The organism is Nocardia sp. NBC_01329 (assembly GCF_035956715.1).
Taxonomy (GTDB): Bacteria; Actinomycetota; Actinomycetes; order Mycobacteriales; family Mycobacteriaceae; genus Nocardia.
Window position 1 is genome coordinate 557,764 of the sequence record NZ_CP108381.1, and the last position, 14,618, is coordinate 572,381.

A 14,618-nucleotide genomic window follows, 5' to 3' on the forward strand; every position below is an offset into this window, starting at 1 on the left:
CCTGCGGTCGCGAACATGTCCGTTTTCCGTAAAGTGGGCGCAGAGGGTCCGTACTGGGCCCGACCGAAACAATTCGGACTGCGGCGCAGCGGCCGGTGGCGATACCGGTACCTTCGCCGCCGGACCCTGGAGAGTGGCATCGTGGGCATGCGCCCCCCCGCCGGTTTACCGTCGCTGTCCCGGCGCAGCCGTCTGCTGCTGGTGGCGGCGGTGGTGCTGGCCGCACTGCTGTTGGTAGGGCCCCGGCTCATCGATACCTATACGAACTGGCTGTGGTTCGGGGAGGTCGATTTCCGCGGCGTCTACCTGACCGTGCTGCTGACCAGGGTCGCGGTTTTCGCGGTGGTCGGCCTCATGGTCGGGTTGATCGTGTGGCTCGCGTTGTTGCTGGCCTATCGGTCCCGTCCGGTATTCGTGCCGACCTCGGGCGCCGGCGATCCGGTCGCCCGGTACCGGGCGACCGTGCTCGGGAAACTGAAATTGTTCGGGCTCGGTATCCCGGCTCTGTTGGGGATCTTGTCGGGGTTGGTCGCCCAGTCGAACTGGGTCACCGTGCAATTGTTCCTGCATGGTGGTTCCTTCGGCCGCACGGATCCGCAGTTCGGTCTCGACGTGGGTTTCTACGCCTTCGATCTGCCGTTCTACCGTATGGTGCTGAACTGGCTGTTCGTCGCCATTGTGATCGCTTTTTTCGCGAATCTGGTGACGCACTACATCTTCGGCGGGCTGCGGCTGACCGGGCGGGAGGGTGTGCTCACCACTCCGGCGCGGGTCCAGTTGGCGGCGGTGGCCGGGTTGTTCGTGTTGCTGAAGGCCGTCGCGTATTGGTTCGACCGGTATCAGCTGCTGATGAGCAGCCGGAAGGAGCCGACCTTCAACGGTGGTTCGTTCACCGATATCAACGCGGTGTTGCCGGCCAAACTGATCCTGCTGTCCATCGCGATCATCTGTGCGTTGGCTTTCTTCGCCGGGATCGTGCTGCGTGATCTGCGGGTGCCCGCGATGGCGGCGGCGTTGCTGGTGCTGTCCTCGGTGCTGGTGGGCGCGGTATGGCCGCTCATGGTGGAGCAGTTCTCGGTGCGTCCGAACGCGGCGGAGAAGGAGAGCGAGTACATCGAGCGCAATATCGATGCGACCCGCCAGGCCTACGGGATCACCGACGACAAGATCGAATACGTCGATTACAAGGGGGAGAGCAGCAAGAATCCGGTGAATGTGCCGGTGGATTACGCCACCATCGGCAACGCCCGGCTGCTGGATCCCAACATCTTGTCCCCGACGTTCACCCAGTTGCGTCAGCTGAAGAACTTCTACGGCTTCCCCGAGGCGCTCGATATCGATCGGTATTCGCTCAACGGCCAGGTCCAGGACTATATCGTGGCCGCCCGCGAACTGTCCCCGGCGACCCTGAGCGGTAACCAGACGGACTGGATCAACAAGCACACGGTCTATACACACGGCAACGGTTTCGTCGCCGCTCCTGCGAACCGGGTCAACCGGCCGCAGTCCGAGGATCCGAACGCGGCGGGTGGTAGCAGCGATTCGGGTTATCCGATTTTCCTGGTCAGCGATCTGTTCACGCCGAAGGACCAGCAGCGGATCAAGGTCGATCAGCCGCGTATCTACTACGGCGAGCTGATCTCGCAGTCCGATCCGGACTACGCCATCGTCGGTACCAAGGACGGCCAGAACCCCCGCGAGTACGACACCGACCAGGCCCGCTTCACCTATGACGGCTCCGGCGGGGTGCCGATCGGGAACTGGTTCAACCGGCTCGCGTTCGCGGCCAAGTACGCCGAACGCAATATTCTGTTCTCCTCGGCGATCAGCGCCGATTCGAAGATCCTCTACAACCGGTCGCCGCGTGACCGGGTGGAGAAGGTCGCGCCCTGGCTTACCCCGGACGGTAACGCCTATCCGGCGGTCGTGGACGGGCGGATCGTCTGGATCGTGGATGCCTACACCACGCTGGACAGCTATCCCTACGCCCAGACGACGTCGCTCGAGGGGGCGGTCGAGGACAGTGTGGATCAGCGCACCGGCCGTTTGCTGCCGCGTAAAGAGGTCAGTTACATCCGGAACTCGGTCAAGGCGACGGTCGATGCCTACGACGGCACCGTGAAGTTGTACGAGACCGATTCCAGCGATCCGGTCCTGCAGGCCTGGCGGGGTGTGTTCCCGGACGCGGTGATCCCGGAGAACGAGATCAGCGCCGAGTTGCGCGAGCACTTCCGCTACCCGGAGGACCTGTTCAAGGTGCAGCGCGAGATGCTGACCAAGTATCACGTGGACGATCCGCGCGAGTTCTTCACCAACAACGCGTTCTGGTCGGTCCCCGCCGACCCGACTGTGGAGGGTATATCGGCCAGCCAGCCGCCGTACTACGTGCTGCTGGGTGATCCGGAGAAGGACGGGAAGCCGGTCTTCCATCTGACCAGCGCGATGGTCGGGTACAACCGGCAGTTCTTGTCGTCCTATATATCAGTGCGCTCGGACCCCGACGGTTACGGCAAGTTCCGCATCCTGCAGTTACCGACCGATACTCAGACCCAGGGTCCGCAGCAGACGCAGAACACGATGACGACAGCGCCACAGGTCTCCCAGGAGAAGACGCTGCTGTCCAACTCGAACAAGATCAGATACGGCAATCTGCTCACGTTGCCCGTGGCCGACGGCGGCATCTTGTATGTGGAGCCCTTCTACAACGAGCGCAACACCGGGCAGAACACGGCGACGTTCCCACAGTTGCTGCGTGTCCTGGTGAGCTATCGCGACCAGGCCGGGAGCGTGAAGGTCGGCTACGGATCGACTCTCGCGGACGCGTTGAACCAGGTACTACCCGGTGCCGGTGCGCTGGCGACGCCTTCCGGCGGTGACCCGGCCACGCGCCCCAGTCCCGGGGCCCCGCAGCCGCAGCAGGCCGCGAGTGAGGAGCCCGGCGAGCAGGGCACACCCGCACCCGATGGGACGAATCCGCCGCCGGTGAGTTCCGGTTCGGCAGCCCAGGATGCTGCGGCGGCGCAACTGAGCCGCAAGATCGAGGCGGTGCGTACCGCGATGCGCACCGGTAACTTCGAGGACTTCGGCCGGGCGCTGGACGAGCTGGAGGTCGCTGTGAAGGCCTACCAGGACGCGGGCGGCAGGTAGGCCACCCCGCCCCGCCCTGGCTGCCGCGGGCGGGCGGTGTCGCCGGAGATAACGAAGAGGCGCTGCCATCCACATGGATGGCAGCGCCTCTTTCTCTGCAGGGTGGTCCGTGCGGGCCGAGGACGTATCGGATGCGGGTTCTGCCGGACGGCTGGTGGGCGGCCCGCGGCCGATGGGTCGAACCAGCGCTGGTCGGTGCCGGACTGTGGCAGCGGACGCTCGTGCCCGAGCCGACCGGTCACCCGGCGATACGAAAGAGGCGCTGCCATCCGGGTGGATGGCAGCGCCTCTCGCTACGCACCGGGTTCCGGCGCGCTCAGCGCGCGCCGGAAGGGGTCACAGGTACGAACCGCACACCGGCCAGGCGCCGGGTCCCTGGGTGTCGAGCACGTTCTCGGCGACACGGATCTGCTCTTCGCGGCTGGCGTTGGCGGCGCTACCGGAACCACCGTTGGCTTCCCAGGTGCTCTGGGTGAACTGCAGGCCGCCGTAGAAGCCGTTGCCGGTGTTGGTGGACCAGTTGCCGCTGCTCTCGCACTGGGCGACTGCGTCCCAGTTGCCCGATTGGGCTGAGGCGGTGGCCGTGGAAAGACCGAAGGGGACGGCAACGAGAGCTCCGGCGATAGCGGTCAAGCCGAGGGCGCGGGTGCTGAACTTTCGGGTCTTGGTCATATGCGAATCCCTCCCTGTGCCCACCGGCAGCGCGTTGGAAGCTGCGTGCCCCTGTCCCCAGGTGTTGTGTCGGGGTTTGATCCGAACCGTGGGACAGGGTTGCCGGCGTTCTCCGGTTCGGTCGGCCCGTCCCGGTTGGTCGGGGCCTGGGAACGACGGTAACGAAGAAATCTCGTCAGATCACGTATCGATAACTATCAATAAGTCGATTGGTGCAAACCGGGAATACCAAGAAAACTCCAGGTCATATCCGGAATTCCCCCGTACCCGAGGCCCTCTGTTACGACACGGATATGTGACAGGCATCACTAGAAAATCGTAATTCGTGTCACGCGTATAGCGCTCGAGATACGGGGCAATCGCTCCGTTAACGTTCCGATGCCGAGTCGTGGACGGGGTCGGCGGCGGAACGTAAGGCGCCGGGGCATCGACGGGTGCCGATGGAGCTCGAGGAGGCTCGACGGTGGGTGGCGATGCCTGCCCGGCGTTCGGGAAAATGGTGATGACCTGGTGATTTGGTAGTAATCCGAAGCCGTGTGTAGTGTTGTGTTCACCCAACGCGGGGTGGAGCAGCTCGGTAGCTCGCTGGGCTCATAACCCAGAGGTCGCAGGTTCAAATCCTGTCCCCGCTACTAAGAAGAAAGCCCCGGAACTGCGGTTCCGGGGCTTTTTTCGTCTCTGCCTTTTCGTCTCTGTCATGCCGCTTCTCCACCGTGACCGGTGCCGGGCGCGGATCGGACCGTATGGCCCCGGTGTGGCTTCGGACTACATACTCCCTGTCCTCTTCGGCCGGCGACTGCTGCCCCGGGCTGTCCGTGGCTCGACGAGCGGCCTTCGGGAGTGTGTGCCACACCTTCAGGCCCAGCTCAGCGGCGCGTTTTGGAGTTCGGCGAGCCAGTGCGTACTGTTGGAGACACCCAACGCGGGGTGGAGCAGCTCGGTAGCTCGCTGGGCTCATAACCCAGAGGTCGCAGGTTCAAATCCTGTCCCCGCTACTACAAGGAAGGCCCCGGAGAAATCACTCTCCGGGGCCTTCCTTTCTGTGTCTGTGCCCTCGCCGCCTGGCGGACCGTATTCCTCGCCGTCGGTGAGCTGCGCTGTCGAGCTGACCGCGGAGTGTCGAGCGGCTCGCGTCGACCCGTTCGCCCGCGTTACCCCGATCCGTGGTGCCGGTGGGGCAGCGGCGGTATCGGGCAGCGAATCGCTGGGGGTGATCGTCCATCACGAGTCGAGTGCGGGCGGGCGATCGTCCGGTCGCGGCGGGTAGCGACCTGGATCCGCCGTGGCATCGGATGAATGGGCAATCTATTGGTTATTGCAAAGGGTATAGGGCCGATATCGAGAGGTGCATGCCGAAATCGGTGGTCCCGAGGCATTTTCGAACGAGCTGATTCCTGATAGCGGAAATGCATCTCGTAAATTACGAGACTGTAATTCGCCGGGTCTCGGATTCGAGGGTGCCGGGTGTTCGAGGATGTATCGATCCGGCCGTGCACGGTGAACGGAGCTGATGGGATTCGTTGTGCGTGGGGTGGGCGGCATCGCGGGCGGTGTTGTGCCACAGTGTGCTCGGCCCGTGCGGGTGCTGCATTGCCCGTGGATGACGGACCTGCTTTGCTGGATCAACTGCCGCAACCCGGAGGGATGAGCTGTCGTGCCATCTGATTTCACGCTGAAGGCGGTCAACGCCGCGCACCGAGCGCTGCTGCGCGTCAGCTTCGGTCGTCTGGGCACCGAGTACTTCGGGATGCCGGCGCTGGAGTTGACCACTGTGGGTCGTAAGACCGGACGGCCCCGCTCGGTCATGTTGACCGCGCCGATCGTCGACGGCGACGAGTACATCATCGTGGCGTCCCGGGCCGGCGATCCGGCGCATCCGGCGTGGTACGGCAACCTCCGGGACAATCCGGCCGTCGAGGTTTCGTTCCGCAACGGTCCCCGTCGCGCGATGACCGCACATATTCTCACCGCGGAGCAGCGGGCGCCGTTGTGGTCCCGGATCGTCGCCGAATACCCGACGTACGGGGACTATCAGAAGCGCACCACCCGGGAGATCCCACTGGTCCGGCTCACTCCCACGGCCTGATTCCCGTGCGAGGTGCCGCCGAGGGCCTCGAGGACCGGGTATGCGTCCGGCGACAGGGACTGCTCCGCCGCGGTGCCGGCAGCCGGTACCTCCGTTGCACGATCGCGCCAGAGCCGGAACACCGCGGCTGTGCGTCCCGGGGCAGGGGTGTAGAGGACCAGGGTCTGATCGGCGTCGGGTAGTCGCAGCGCGTCACCGTGGACGGTGAGCGGTCCGAAATCCGGGTGGTCTATGGTGGCTGCGGTCGAGCGGAGTGTGCGGGAGATACCCGCGCGCCAAATTTGGTCGAAATCGGCGCTGCGTGCACGGAGTTCGGCGACCAGTGCGCGCAACTGGCCATCGCCGGGGTAGCGAGCGTATGCGCCCCGGAGGCCTCCCACGCAGTGCTCGGCCGGTATCGCGCGCATAGCGTCGGCGGACATCCGGGGCAGGCCGGTCCCGAGGAATCGGAGCCGCAGCATATTGCGCTGCCGTGCGGGCAGCTCCGCGAAATCGCCGAACAGTTCGACGGCGAGCCGATTCCAGACCAGCACATCGGAGGCAGCGGACAGCAGTACTGCCGGGTGGTGCTGCAGCCTGTCGAGCAGCTCTCGTGATCCGGGGCCCGGTTGCCGCGTCACCCGGGTATCCGGCGGCGGCGCGGAACCGGCGAGGTGGAAGATCAGATCGCGATCGTCGCCGTCCAAACGCAGTGCACGGGCCAGGGCGCCCAGCACCTGAACCGACGGTGTCGGCCCACGGCCCTGTTCGAGTCGGGTGAGGTAGGCGACGCTGATCCCCGCCAGCTGAGCGACCTCTTCCCGCCGTAGACCGGGCACCTGGCGCCGGAAACCCGCCGGCATACCTACCGCCGCGGGACCGATCCGGGACCGGGCCGCACGCAACACCGCTCCGAGTTCGGCTCTCTCCATACCTCCATGCTGCCGCAGTCCGGCCGCCCGGGGGTGATACCACCGGTCCTACCCCGGACAGATCCCGGTGCGGTGCCGACGGTTCGGTGACGGGGTTGTGCGTGGACGGACAAGGTCGGTGCCGGTGTGCGCACGGCGGCCGAGCGCACGCTGCTGTTCGAGCGGCTGGTGAACGGACAGGTGCCCTGCACCGCATTCTGTTTCGGCACCGAACGGCGATATCGGTCGACGCGTTGCGGCACTGGGTCCGGCCGGTGGACCGGTAGGCGACCCTCAGCCGTTGCGGCTGAGGGTCGGTGGCGCCGGCTCCGGCTCCGCGGCCTGGGCCGCGGCGACCGGGTCGGTCATGATGTCGCGCCACCACGACTCCAGCCGGCTGGGCTCCGGCCAGATCACGGGTGCATGCTCGGCGTTCGATTCCACGTCGTTCTCCTCGGGGCCGGTGTTGTCGGGCATCCTTGCCTCCTGTACGCGTGGTGCGCCGGCGGGCCGCCGCGTGATTTCCTACGCTGCTCCGATTGCGCCGCCCCCCGTGACCGGTGTCGCCGGAAATTCCCGCGACCGAGCAACGTGGTGACAGCAGATCGCCGGACCCGCCCGGTACCAATGTGCCGTAATTCTAGCCTTTTTCGATCCGGCTGCCCACGGATTCGTATCCGAGCGAGCGCGGTGAGTTATTCCGAGTGGAACGGCCTGGTCGCACGGTATTCTGGATATGTCTGTGCGAGAACACGTTCCGGCGCTACGCGAGGCGGCGCGTCGGGCCCGGCGTGGACAAAACGACCGGTTTGTAAGATATGGCGAATGTATTGCGCAATGTGTGTGTGCGGTATGCGAGCAATCCCGAATTAATGCCCGTGTAAATGTACTTTCATTTGATCGTGCAGAACGGTGCGGCATATGAAATCGCCGTGAAGAAATCGCCGCTGGGACGGGTACCGGGGTGTCGGGAGCGAGCGGGCCGCCTGGGGGTGGCGGTGCTGAGTACACTCCCGAGCATGTCGATGGCGTCGCCGCGGTCGCGGATTCCTGGGGCGGTCAACGGCTACGAGGCGCGCTGGGAACAGCACAACATCGAGCGCCGGTTGCATATCCTGCGGGCCGCCGTCGAACTGCTCGAAGAGAATCCGCTGGGAGCGGACCTGCCGGTGCGGCAGATCGCCGAACGGGCGGGGGTCGCCAAATCGGTGGTGTACCGGCAGTTCAGTGGCCGGGAGGATCTGGACCGGCGGATCCGGTCGTATCTGATCGACCATCTAGAGGCCGTGCTGGACGCACAGCTGGACATATCGTCCGGCTCGGTGCGCGAGATCATCACCCGCACCGTGCGGGCGGTCGCGGACTGGATGGGGGACCATCCCAACCTCGCCGCGTTCGCGCGGTCCGGTCCACCGGCGGACGGCCCGGACAGTGTCGACGCGATCTCCAGTCTCAAGATCCGGATATCGGAACGGTCACGAGAACTGATCGAGACGATCGCCCGCACCATGGACGCCGATTCGGCGGCCCTGGAACCGGTGCCGTTCGCCGTGGTGACCATGGTCGAAGGGGTGCTCGCCGCCTGGGTCGCCGATCCGGGGTCGCGGCGGCCGCGCGCGCAGATGGTCGCGGATCTGTCCGATTACGCGTGGTACATCCTCGACGGCGTGGCCCGGACCGCGAGCATCACGGTCGATCCGGACCGGGAACTGGCCGAGGTGGTCGCCGGATTGCGCGGCGGGAATTCGTAACCGCGCGCGTCCGCGACCGAGCCGAACGCCGTCGGTCGGCCCGGCCGTTCCGGGTCAGGCCACGGAGGCCCGGACCCGGCGTTCGGGTTCGCTGCGGTAGCGGGAGCGGTCGCCGTCGATCCCGAGCACCTTCCAGAGCCGGGAGGTGACCGGGTTCATCAGGCCGATTTCCGCGGCGAGGGTGCGCATATCGCCGAAATAGCCGGACAGGATCCGCCGGGAGTGCGGACTGCGCCAGAAGGCCTCGTCGATCACCTCACGCGGGATGTCGAAGCGGCGCGCGAACTCCGGCGGCGGCGCCATGATCTCGCCGGCCAGCCAGCGCAGCGCCAGCGGGAAGGAGATACCGCACAGCGCGGTCGACACCGGGCCGAGCTTGGCGATATGGGCCCGCAGGAACTCGCCGGCGAAGGATATGTGGCGCGCCTCCTCGGCGATATGGATCTCCATCGTCCGTACCACCAGCGGCGGAAGGTTCGCGCCGTTGCGGATCATGGCCTTCTGGTAATGGTCGATCGGCTCCTCGCCGCCGAGGATGCCGAGGAACAGCACCACATGTGCGTAACCGCCGGCTACACCGATGAACGGTGACAGTGCCCGGAAGAGGGGCCGCATACCGGGGACATCGTCGCCGATCCGGTTCACCAGCTCCTGGAACATCTGGATGTGGTTGCACTCTTCGGTCATCTCGTGCAGGCAGTAGCGGAACTCCGGCGACCCGTTCGGCAGTTTCGCGATGTACTGCATCATCCCGCGGATCAGCACGGTTTCGAAGGCCGCGCCCACCTTGATCGCGTTGGCGATCCGCCACCGGCCGATCTCGATCTGCCGCTCGGGTGGCAGCTCGCGATACCAGCGGGTCGCGCCGAGCGGATCGTATTCGGGGGACAGGACCCAGCGGGGGTCGTCGCGATCGAGGGCGAGTTCGGGCGCATCCCATTCGATATCGAGATACGGATCGAATCGGCGGTGCACCGAGCCTTCCGACAGCGTTTCCAGGGTCTCGCGGTACCGGGTGTCCAGCTTGGGAGCCCGCGGCAGAGTCGACGGCGTCATCGATGCCTCCTCGTGCGTATGGCGTAAATCTCTACTGCGGACGAATTTACCGGGACTCGGCGTCTCAGTAAACAGAGTGCGGCATGTCGGTGTGTAATTGTGCCCTTCACCAGGGGATCTGCGGGAAAGCGACGCGGGACTTCGCCGCCGGGTCCGGCCCGAGGTCGCGCCTCGGCAACGTATCCGGGCCGCTACCGGGTGGGAACGGTGCGGGTGTGCACCCACACCGTTTCGATCCGATCCAGGGTGGGATGGAAATCGAAGATCATCAAGGCCGGGCCCGCCGGGAGATCGGCGCTGACTGTCACCGAGCGCCCGGCCGACAGCGTTTTTCCCTGCCGCAGTCCGCGGGCGCGCACGGCCAGTTCCGTGGTGGTGATCGACTCACCCGACCACAAACACACGGTGCCCCGATCTCCGGTCAGGGCGGTGACCGTAGCCGTATCGCCGGCGGCCAGCGCCGCGCACAACCGGTTCGCGATCTGTTTCCCCACGCCGCCGACACCGGTACACGCACGCGCCATGCCGATGAGTCCGCGCATGCCCTGATTGCGTAGCAGCAGCACGCCCAGCCGGGTACCCGCGCGTAGGCCCTTCGGTCCGGTCCCCATGAGCTGCCCGATCATGGGGACCAGCTCCCAGTGGGCCGCCAGATATTCGATCCGCAGCGCGCCGTCCTCCTCGATCACCTCGTAGCGCAGATGCATCGGTACCCGCACCCGGGCGCCGGTGGACATCGTGATGGTGATGGTGAGATCGCGGAGCACGGTCGCGGGTCCCACGAAATCGTGGGCCACGTCGAAGACGATGTCGTTGGGGGCGATGAAGGTGTCGTAGAACCGGGCGATCGCGTCGTGGCCGGTGTGCGGGTCCGCGCCGACCGGATCGTTGACGACCGCACCGGCGGCGAACAGACCCACCCACGCGGTCCGGTCGTGCGCGGCCACGGCGCGGGGGGAGGCCAGTACGGCCTCACGCAGGTCCGCGGCGGTCGGGTCCAACGGCACGGTGACTCCTTCGGTGGCCGGATTCCGCGCCCATAATAGAACACGTTCCATGGGCGGCCGGGTGCCGTTGCCCTGCCTGCTTGTGAAAATGTCGGTACGGTGCGGCATCATCTGTGCACGCAGCTATTCGACGAACAAGCGAGATTGCCCGGAGTGCCCATGCCGTCGCGAACATCAGCGAACGCGAAGCCGAAACCCCTGTCCGACAACGACCTCGACCAGATCGCCGCGGAGATCGAGTCGGGGCGCCCACCGATGGTCTGGTTCACCGCCGCCGCGGTGGGGGTCACCGAAGGGCGGTCGGGCAAGGTGGTCTCGCTCGGCGATCCCGTCGACGGTGACTTCCTGCAGATTCGGCCCACCGGATCCAAGGATGTACTGTCCTTCGGTCCCACCGAGGTCACGCTGGTCAAACCCCAGCGTGACAAACCTGCCGCCCCACCGCCCGCACCCGCCCCCGCCCCCGGAAAGAAGGAACCGCCCGTGACTCCCGCCGCGTCCCCGTCCACCTCCGCCCCCTCGGCCGCGGACCGGAAGCCGGCGGGCGAGTCCTCCGCCGCGGCGAAGAGCGCTGCTGCCGAGGCGAAACCGGCCGCGGCGCCGCGGACCCCGGCCGCCGCCAAGGCGACCAAGGCTCCGGCCGCGCGTAAGACCAAGGCGCCGGAGGTCACCGTCACCATCAACGGCACTGCCGATGGCGAGTGGACCGTCGACGTCACCGCGGGCAAGAAGCGGACGGTACGCGCGGTCCCGGTCACCGGTACGGCCGTGGCGCAGGCCGCGAAACTGTTGCCGCCGGAGGTGTCCGAGGTAGTGGACGGTCTGCTGGAGTCGGTGCGGGGTGCGCAGGAGGCCAAGGTCCAGCAGTTGCAGGCCGAGCTGGAACAGGCCCGCAAACTTCTCGATGAGCTGACGGACTGATACGAATTCCGGCGGCGTAACGCCTTTTCCGGCCTCCGTGGTCGGGGCCACGAGGGTCCCGACCACGCTCGCCGGAGGCGGGGCAGATTACACAGCCGTTTCTCGTGGCCGCCAGCTCTGGCGGCTGGGTTCGGCCGGGGTGTGCCGGATCGAGTCGTGGAACATGTAGCCGAATCCGCGTCGCTTGGCCAGATACATGGCCGCGTCCGCGTCCCGGATGAGGTCGTAGATACTGGCGTCGATATCGCGGGGGCCGCCGCAGGCCAGGCCGATACTCGCGGTCAGCGGTACTTCGCCGGTGCTGAGCTGGAACGGCTTCATGAACACACCGAGCAGGCGCTCGGCCATTTTGGTCGCTTCCATCCGGTCCAGCGGGGCCAGGACGATGAATTCGTCGCCTCCGTAGCGGGCGACCACATCGTCACGACGCACGGTGGAACGGATCCGGGTGGCGGCGTCGGCGATCAATTCGTCGCCGACGGTGTGCCCGTAGCTGTCGTTGATCGCTTTGAACTCGTCCAGGTCGATGAACAACAGGCAGAGTGAGCGTTCGGCCCAATCCCGGTGGTCGCGATGCAGAACTCGCAGGAGTGCTGAACGGGTGAGTAGTCCGGTGAGCGGATCGTGGTCGGCCTGGTACCGGGCGCGTCGTTCACTGCGGGAACTGCGGCCGATGGCGCGTTCACTGCGGATCAACAGCCCGATGAGCAACAGTGCCAGGACCGAGGACACGATGATCTGGTCGAGCGGGCTCAGCGGCGCCCGGGCGACCGGCACCAGTGACGAGAGCACAAGGGCGACGGCGATAACGCTGGCGCGCTGGCGGGAATGGTGGAGCCGGATCGATCGCGGCGCACCCAGTGCCGACATGGTCGGGTGCAGAGCGGCCGCTCCGACCGCGAGATACGCGCCGACCAGCGGTAATACCAGTACATCCGGGTCGATGGCGAGCGTACCGGCCGCGGCCAGCCGATAGCCGAGGTCGGTCGCCAGCGCTCCGGCCAGGGCGATGTGCAACAGGCGCAGCGATGTCTCCGAGCGGCTCGAGGTGGCCAGCGAATGCGCCAGCAGCGTGAGCATCAGAGCATCGCAGACCGGTAGTACCACGGCGGTAATCGTGTTCACGTCCGGGACATCGGAGTGCAGGACCGGTGCGATGAGGAAGATCCAGGATGCCAGCAGCGCGCCGAGCCCGATGAGCCCCGAGTCCAGGGCGACATCGGGATGGGCGCGTGCCTGGCGCGGCCGCAACCACAGCAGGGCCGCCAGGCCGGTGCCGATATAGCCGGTGAGCGTGAGGATCTCGTCCAGAGGGGTGGACGCGTAGGTGGTCAGTTCGCGCAGCACTGTTCCGCCCGCGAAGGGGAGTGCGGCCGCTGCCAGCAGATACCAGGGCAGCGGATGCGACGGCCGATGCCGACGCAGGCCGAATCCGATCATGACGACGGTCCCCGCGGCGGCCAGGACGGTGACAAGCACGGACGACAGCCGAGTACCGAGTATCAGATGTAGCACGACCGGCGAGCCCACCATCACGGAAAATACTGCACCGTACCGTATCCGGTGGATACCGTGCCGTACTGCTCCCTGCGGTTCGCTGATGATCATCAGCCCCCCTTTGATCGCTCCATTCCCGGTGAAATCGAGCCGCGTCGCAGGCCTGGGTCCTTATCTGTCTGTCGTGCTCTACCTGCCCATCGAGCGGCGGCTGACGAAAACCGAGTGTTCCTGTACGAGGGGATGTCCGAGCCGTTCGTGGTGCGATCGGCTCACCAAACCTGGACTATGGATCCGATGATGACACGCAGTGTCGAATTTGTCGCTCTCTTGGCACAACAACGTCGTAACAGCTGTCTCGATGGCGGCGGCGCGGCGGATCTCGATCGCCGGCGGGCGGCTCGTACGGTGGTCCGGTGACGGAACGCGAGGAGAGCAGCGGCGGGCGTCGTCGATGGTCGGCGCCCGGCCGGGTCAACCTGATCGGTGAGCACACCGACTACAACGACGGTTTCGTCCTGCCGTTGGCGATACCTCTCGTGGTCACCTGCGTAGGTGCCCGGCATTCCGACGATCTGGTCCGGGTCAGTTCGCGTCAGCGGCCGGGGGAATCGGTTCGGCTGCCGGCCGGGTCGCTGGCCACCGAACGGGACCTGCTGCCGGGCTGGGCACGCTACCCACTGGGGGTGGTCGCGGAGTTCGGCCGCCGCGGTCACGGGATCGAGGGATCGGAACTGGAATTCGACGGCGCGGTCCCGGCCGGTGCGGGGCTTTCCTCGTCGGCCGCGCTGTGCTGTGCCGCCGCGGTGGCGATCCGGGACCTGTGCGCACCGGCGGTCGGTGACCGGGAACTGATCGATATCGCCCGCGCGGCCGAGAACGACTATGTAGGCGCGCCCACCGGGATCCTCGACCACGCCGCATCCATTCTGTGTACCGAAGGGCATGCGCTGTTCCTGGATGTGCGGGCATTCACCGGTGCCGCGACAGGCGGTTTCGAACAGATCCCGTTCGACCTCGCCGCGGCCGGTCTGCGGCTGCTCGTCATCGATACGGGTCAAACCCATGATCACGCGGAGGGCGGGTACGGGACCCGTCGTGCCGAATGTGCGGCCGCCGCGGCGGCCCTCGGGGTCGGCTCCCTGCGCGATATCGACGAGCTCGCAGCGTTGTCCGGACTCACCGATCCCGTGCTGTACCGGCGCGCACGGCATGTGGTGAGCGAGAACGACCGAGTGCGCGCCGTGGCCGCGCTGTTGCTGTCGGGTGCCGACCCGCGGGAGATCGGTCCGCTGCTGGATGCTGGACACGATTCTCTGCGCGACGATTTCGAGGTGTCCACCGACGTTCTCGATGTCGCGGTCGGCGCGGCCCGGGAGGCCGGCGCGCACGGATCGCGGATGGTCGGTGGCGGATTCGGCGGCAGCATCATCGCGCTGGTGGACACCGCTGCGGCCGGGCGGGTCGAAGGTTCTGTTCGGGAGCGGCTCGCGCGCAGCGGATTCGAGTCCCGGACCTTCGAGGCCGTGCCTTCGCCGGGAGCCGGTCCGGTCGACTGATCCGATTCGGTGCCCTGGTCGTACCGGGCACC

General features: G+C 66.4%; 11 protein-coding genes and 2 tRNA genes. 7 read left to right on the forward strand and 6 right to left on the reverse strand.

What is annotated here, in order from left to right:
- The first annotated feature begins 141 nt into the window (after positions 1-141).
- Positions 142-3,147, forward strand: coding sequence for a UPF0182 family protein (locus OG405_RS02505; protein WP_327150015.1), 3,006 nt, complete (start codon positions 142-144; stop codon positions 3,145-3,147).
- Between the two features lie 336 nt (positions 3,148-3,483).
- On the opposite strand, the gene OG405_RS02510 is transcribed toward OG405_RS02505, so the two are convergent.
- Entirely contained in the window at positions 3,484-3,819 is a 336-nt protein-coding gene (locus tag OG405_RS02510; protein WP_327150016.1) for a transglycosylase family protein, read from the reverse strand.
- Positions 3,820-4,377: 558 nt separating this feature from the next.
- Here OG405_RS02510 and OG405_RS02515 point away from each other — a divergent pair.
- From OG405_RS02515 to OG405_RS02525, 3 genes are all read left to right on the forward strand, one after another.
- Positions 4,378-4,451: transfer RNA gene (locus OG405_RS02515), tRNA-Met, on the forward strand.
- Between the two features lie 289 nt (positions 4,452-4,740).
- A tRNA-Met gene (locus OG405_RS02520) sits at positions 4,741-4,814 on the forward strand.
- Positions 4,815-5,473: 659 nt separating this feature from the next.
- The gene (locus OG405_RS02525) at positions 5,474-5,905 is read left to right on the forward strand and encodes a nitroreductase/quinone reductase family protein (RefSeq protein WP_327150017.1); all 432 of its coding nucleotides are present in this window, start codon (positions 5,474-5,476) and stop codon (positions 5,903-5,905) included.
- Here the strand turns inward: OG405_RS02525 and OG405_RS02530 are convergent.
- Both OG405_RS02530 and OG405_RS02535 read right to left on the reverse strand, forming a co-directional pair.
- Positions 5,851-6,816 carry a helix-turn-helix transcriptional regulator gene (locus OG405_RS02530; protein ID WP_327150018.1) on the reverse strand — a complete coding sequence of 322 codons (966 nt, stop codon included), beginning with the start codon at positions 6,814-6,816 and terminating at the stop codon, positions 5,851-5,853. The genes OG405_RS02525 and OG405_RS02530 overlap by 55 nt on opposite strands.
- A 273-nt stretch (positions 6,817-7,089) precedes the next feature.
- Positions 7,090-7,272 (reverse strand): hypothetical protein, encoded by a 183-nt coding sequence (locus tag OG405_RS02535; protein ID WP_327150019.1) that lies wholly within the window; start codon positions 7,270-7,272, stop codon positions 7,090-7,092.
- A gap of 542 nt (positions 7,273-7,814) precedes the next feature.
- Between OG405_RS02535 and OG405_RS02540 the strand changes: the two genes are divergently transcribed.
- On the forward strand, positions 7,815-8,546 hold the full coding sequence (locus OG405_RS02540; protein ID WP_327150020.1) for a TetR/AcrR family transcriptional regulator: 732 nt from the start codon (positions 7,815-7,817) through the stop codon (positions 8,544-8,546).
- A 54-nt stretch (positions 8,547-8,600) separates the two neighbouring features.
- Here OG405_RS02540 and OG405_RS02545 read toward each other — a convergent pair whose 3' ends face one another.
- Together OG405_RS02545 and OG405_RS02550 are read right to left on the reverse strand one after the other, a co-directional pair.
- Positions 8,601-9,602 carry an AurF N-oxygenase family protein gene (locus OG405_RS02545; RefSeq protein ID WP_327150021.1) on the reverse strand — a complete coding sequence of 334 codons (1,002 nt, stop codon included), beginning with the start codon at positions 9,600-9,602 and terminating at the stop codon, positions 8,601-8,603.
- 191 nt (positions 9,603-9,793) lie between these two features.
- Positions 9,794-10,609: a nuclear transport factor 2 family protein gene (locus OG405_RS02550; RefSeq protein WP_327150022.1), complete on the reverse strand. Its 816-nt coding sequence runs from the start codon at positions 10,607-10,609 to the stop codon at positions 9,794-9,796.
- A 159-nt stretch (positions 10,610-10,768) separates the two neighbouring features.
- Between OG405_RS02550 and OG405_RS02555 the strand changes: the two genes are divergently transcribed.
- Entirely contained in the window at positions 10,769-11,530 is a 762-nt protein-coding gene (locus tag OG405_RS02555) for a DUF6319 family protein (protein ID WP_327150023.1), read from the forward strand.
- Between the two features lie 87 nt (positions 11,531-11,617).
- Here OG405_RS02555 and OG405_RS02560 read toward each other — a convergent pair whose 3' ends face one another.
- Positions 11,618-13,009, reverse strand: a complete 1,392-nt coding sequence (locus tag OG405_RS02560) for a GGDEF domain-containing protein (RefSeq protein WP_327150024.1) — start codon at positions 13,007-13,009, stop codon at positions 11,618-11,620.
- A gap of 434 nt (positions 13,010-13,443) precedes the next feature.
- On the opposite strand from OG405_RS02560, the gene galK reads away from it, so the two are divergent.
- The gene (gene galK, locus OG405_RS02565) at positions 13,444-14,586 is read left to right on the forward strand and encodes a galactokinase (protein WP_327150025.1); all 1,143 of its coding nucleotides are present in this window, start codon (positions 13,444-13,446) and stop codon (positions 14,584-14,586) included.
- The last annotated feature ends 32 nt before the right edge of the window (positions 14,587-14,618 follow it).

What these genes read in the sequence shown, in the direction of transcription:
- OG405_RS02510 (WP_327150016.1), bottom strand. Translation starts at nt 3,819, where the DNA reads ATGACCAAGACCCGAAAGTTCAGCACCCGCGCCCTCGGCTTGACCGCT.
- OG405_RS02530 (WP_327150018.1), bottom strand. Translation starts at nt 6,816, where the DNA reads ATGGAGAGAGCCGAACTCGGAGCGGTGTTGCGTGCGGCCCGGTCCCGG.
- OG405_RS02535 (WP_327150019.1), bottom strand. Translation starts at nt 7,272, where the DNA reads ATGCCCGACAACACCGGCCCCGAGGAGAACGACGTGGAATCGAACGCC.
- OG405_RS02540 (WP_327150020.1), top strand. Translation starts at nt 7,815, where the DNA reads ATGTCGATGGCGTCGCCGCGGTCGCGGATTCCTGGGGCGGTCAACGGC.
- OG405_RS02545 (WP_327150021.1), bottom strand. Translation starts at nt 9,602, where the DNA reads ATGACGCCGTCGACTCTGCCGCGGGCTCCCAAGCTGGACACCCGGTAC.
- OG405_RS02555 (WP_327150023.1), top strand. Translation starts at nt 10,769, where the DNA reads ATGCCGTCGCGAACATCAGCGAACGCGAAGCCGAAACCCCTGTCCGAC.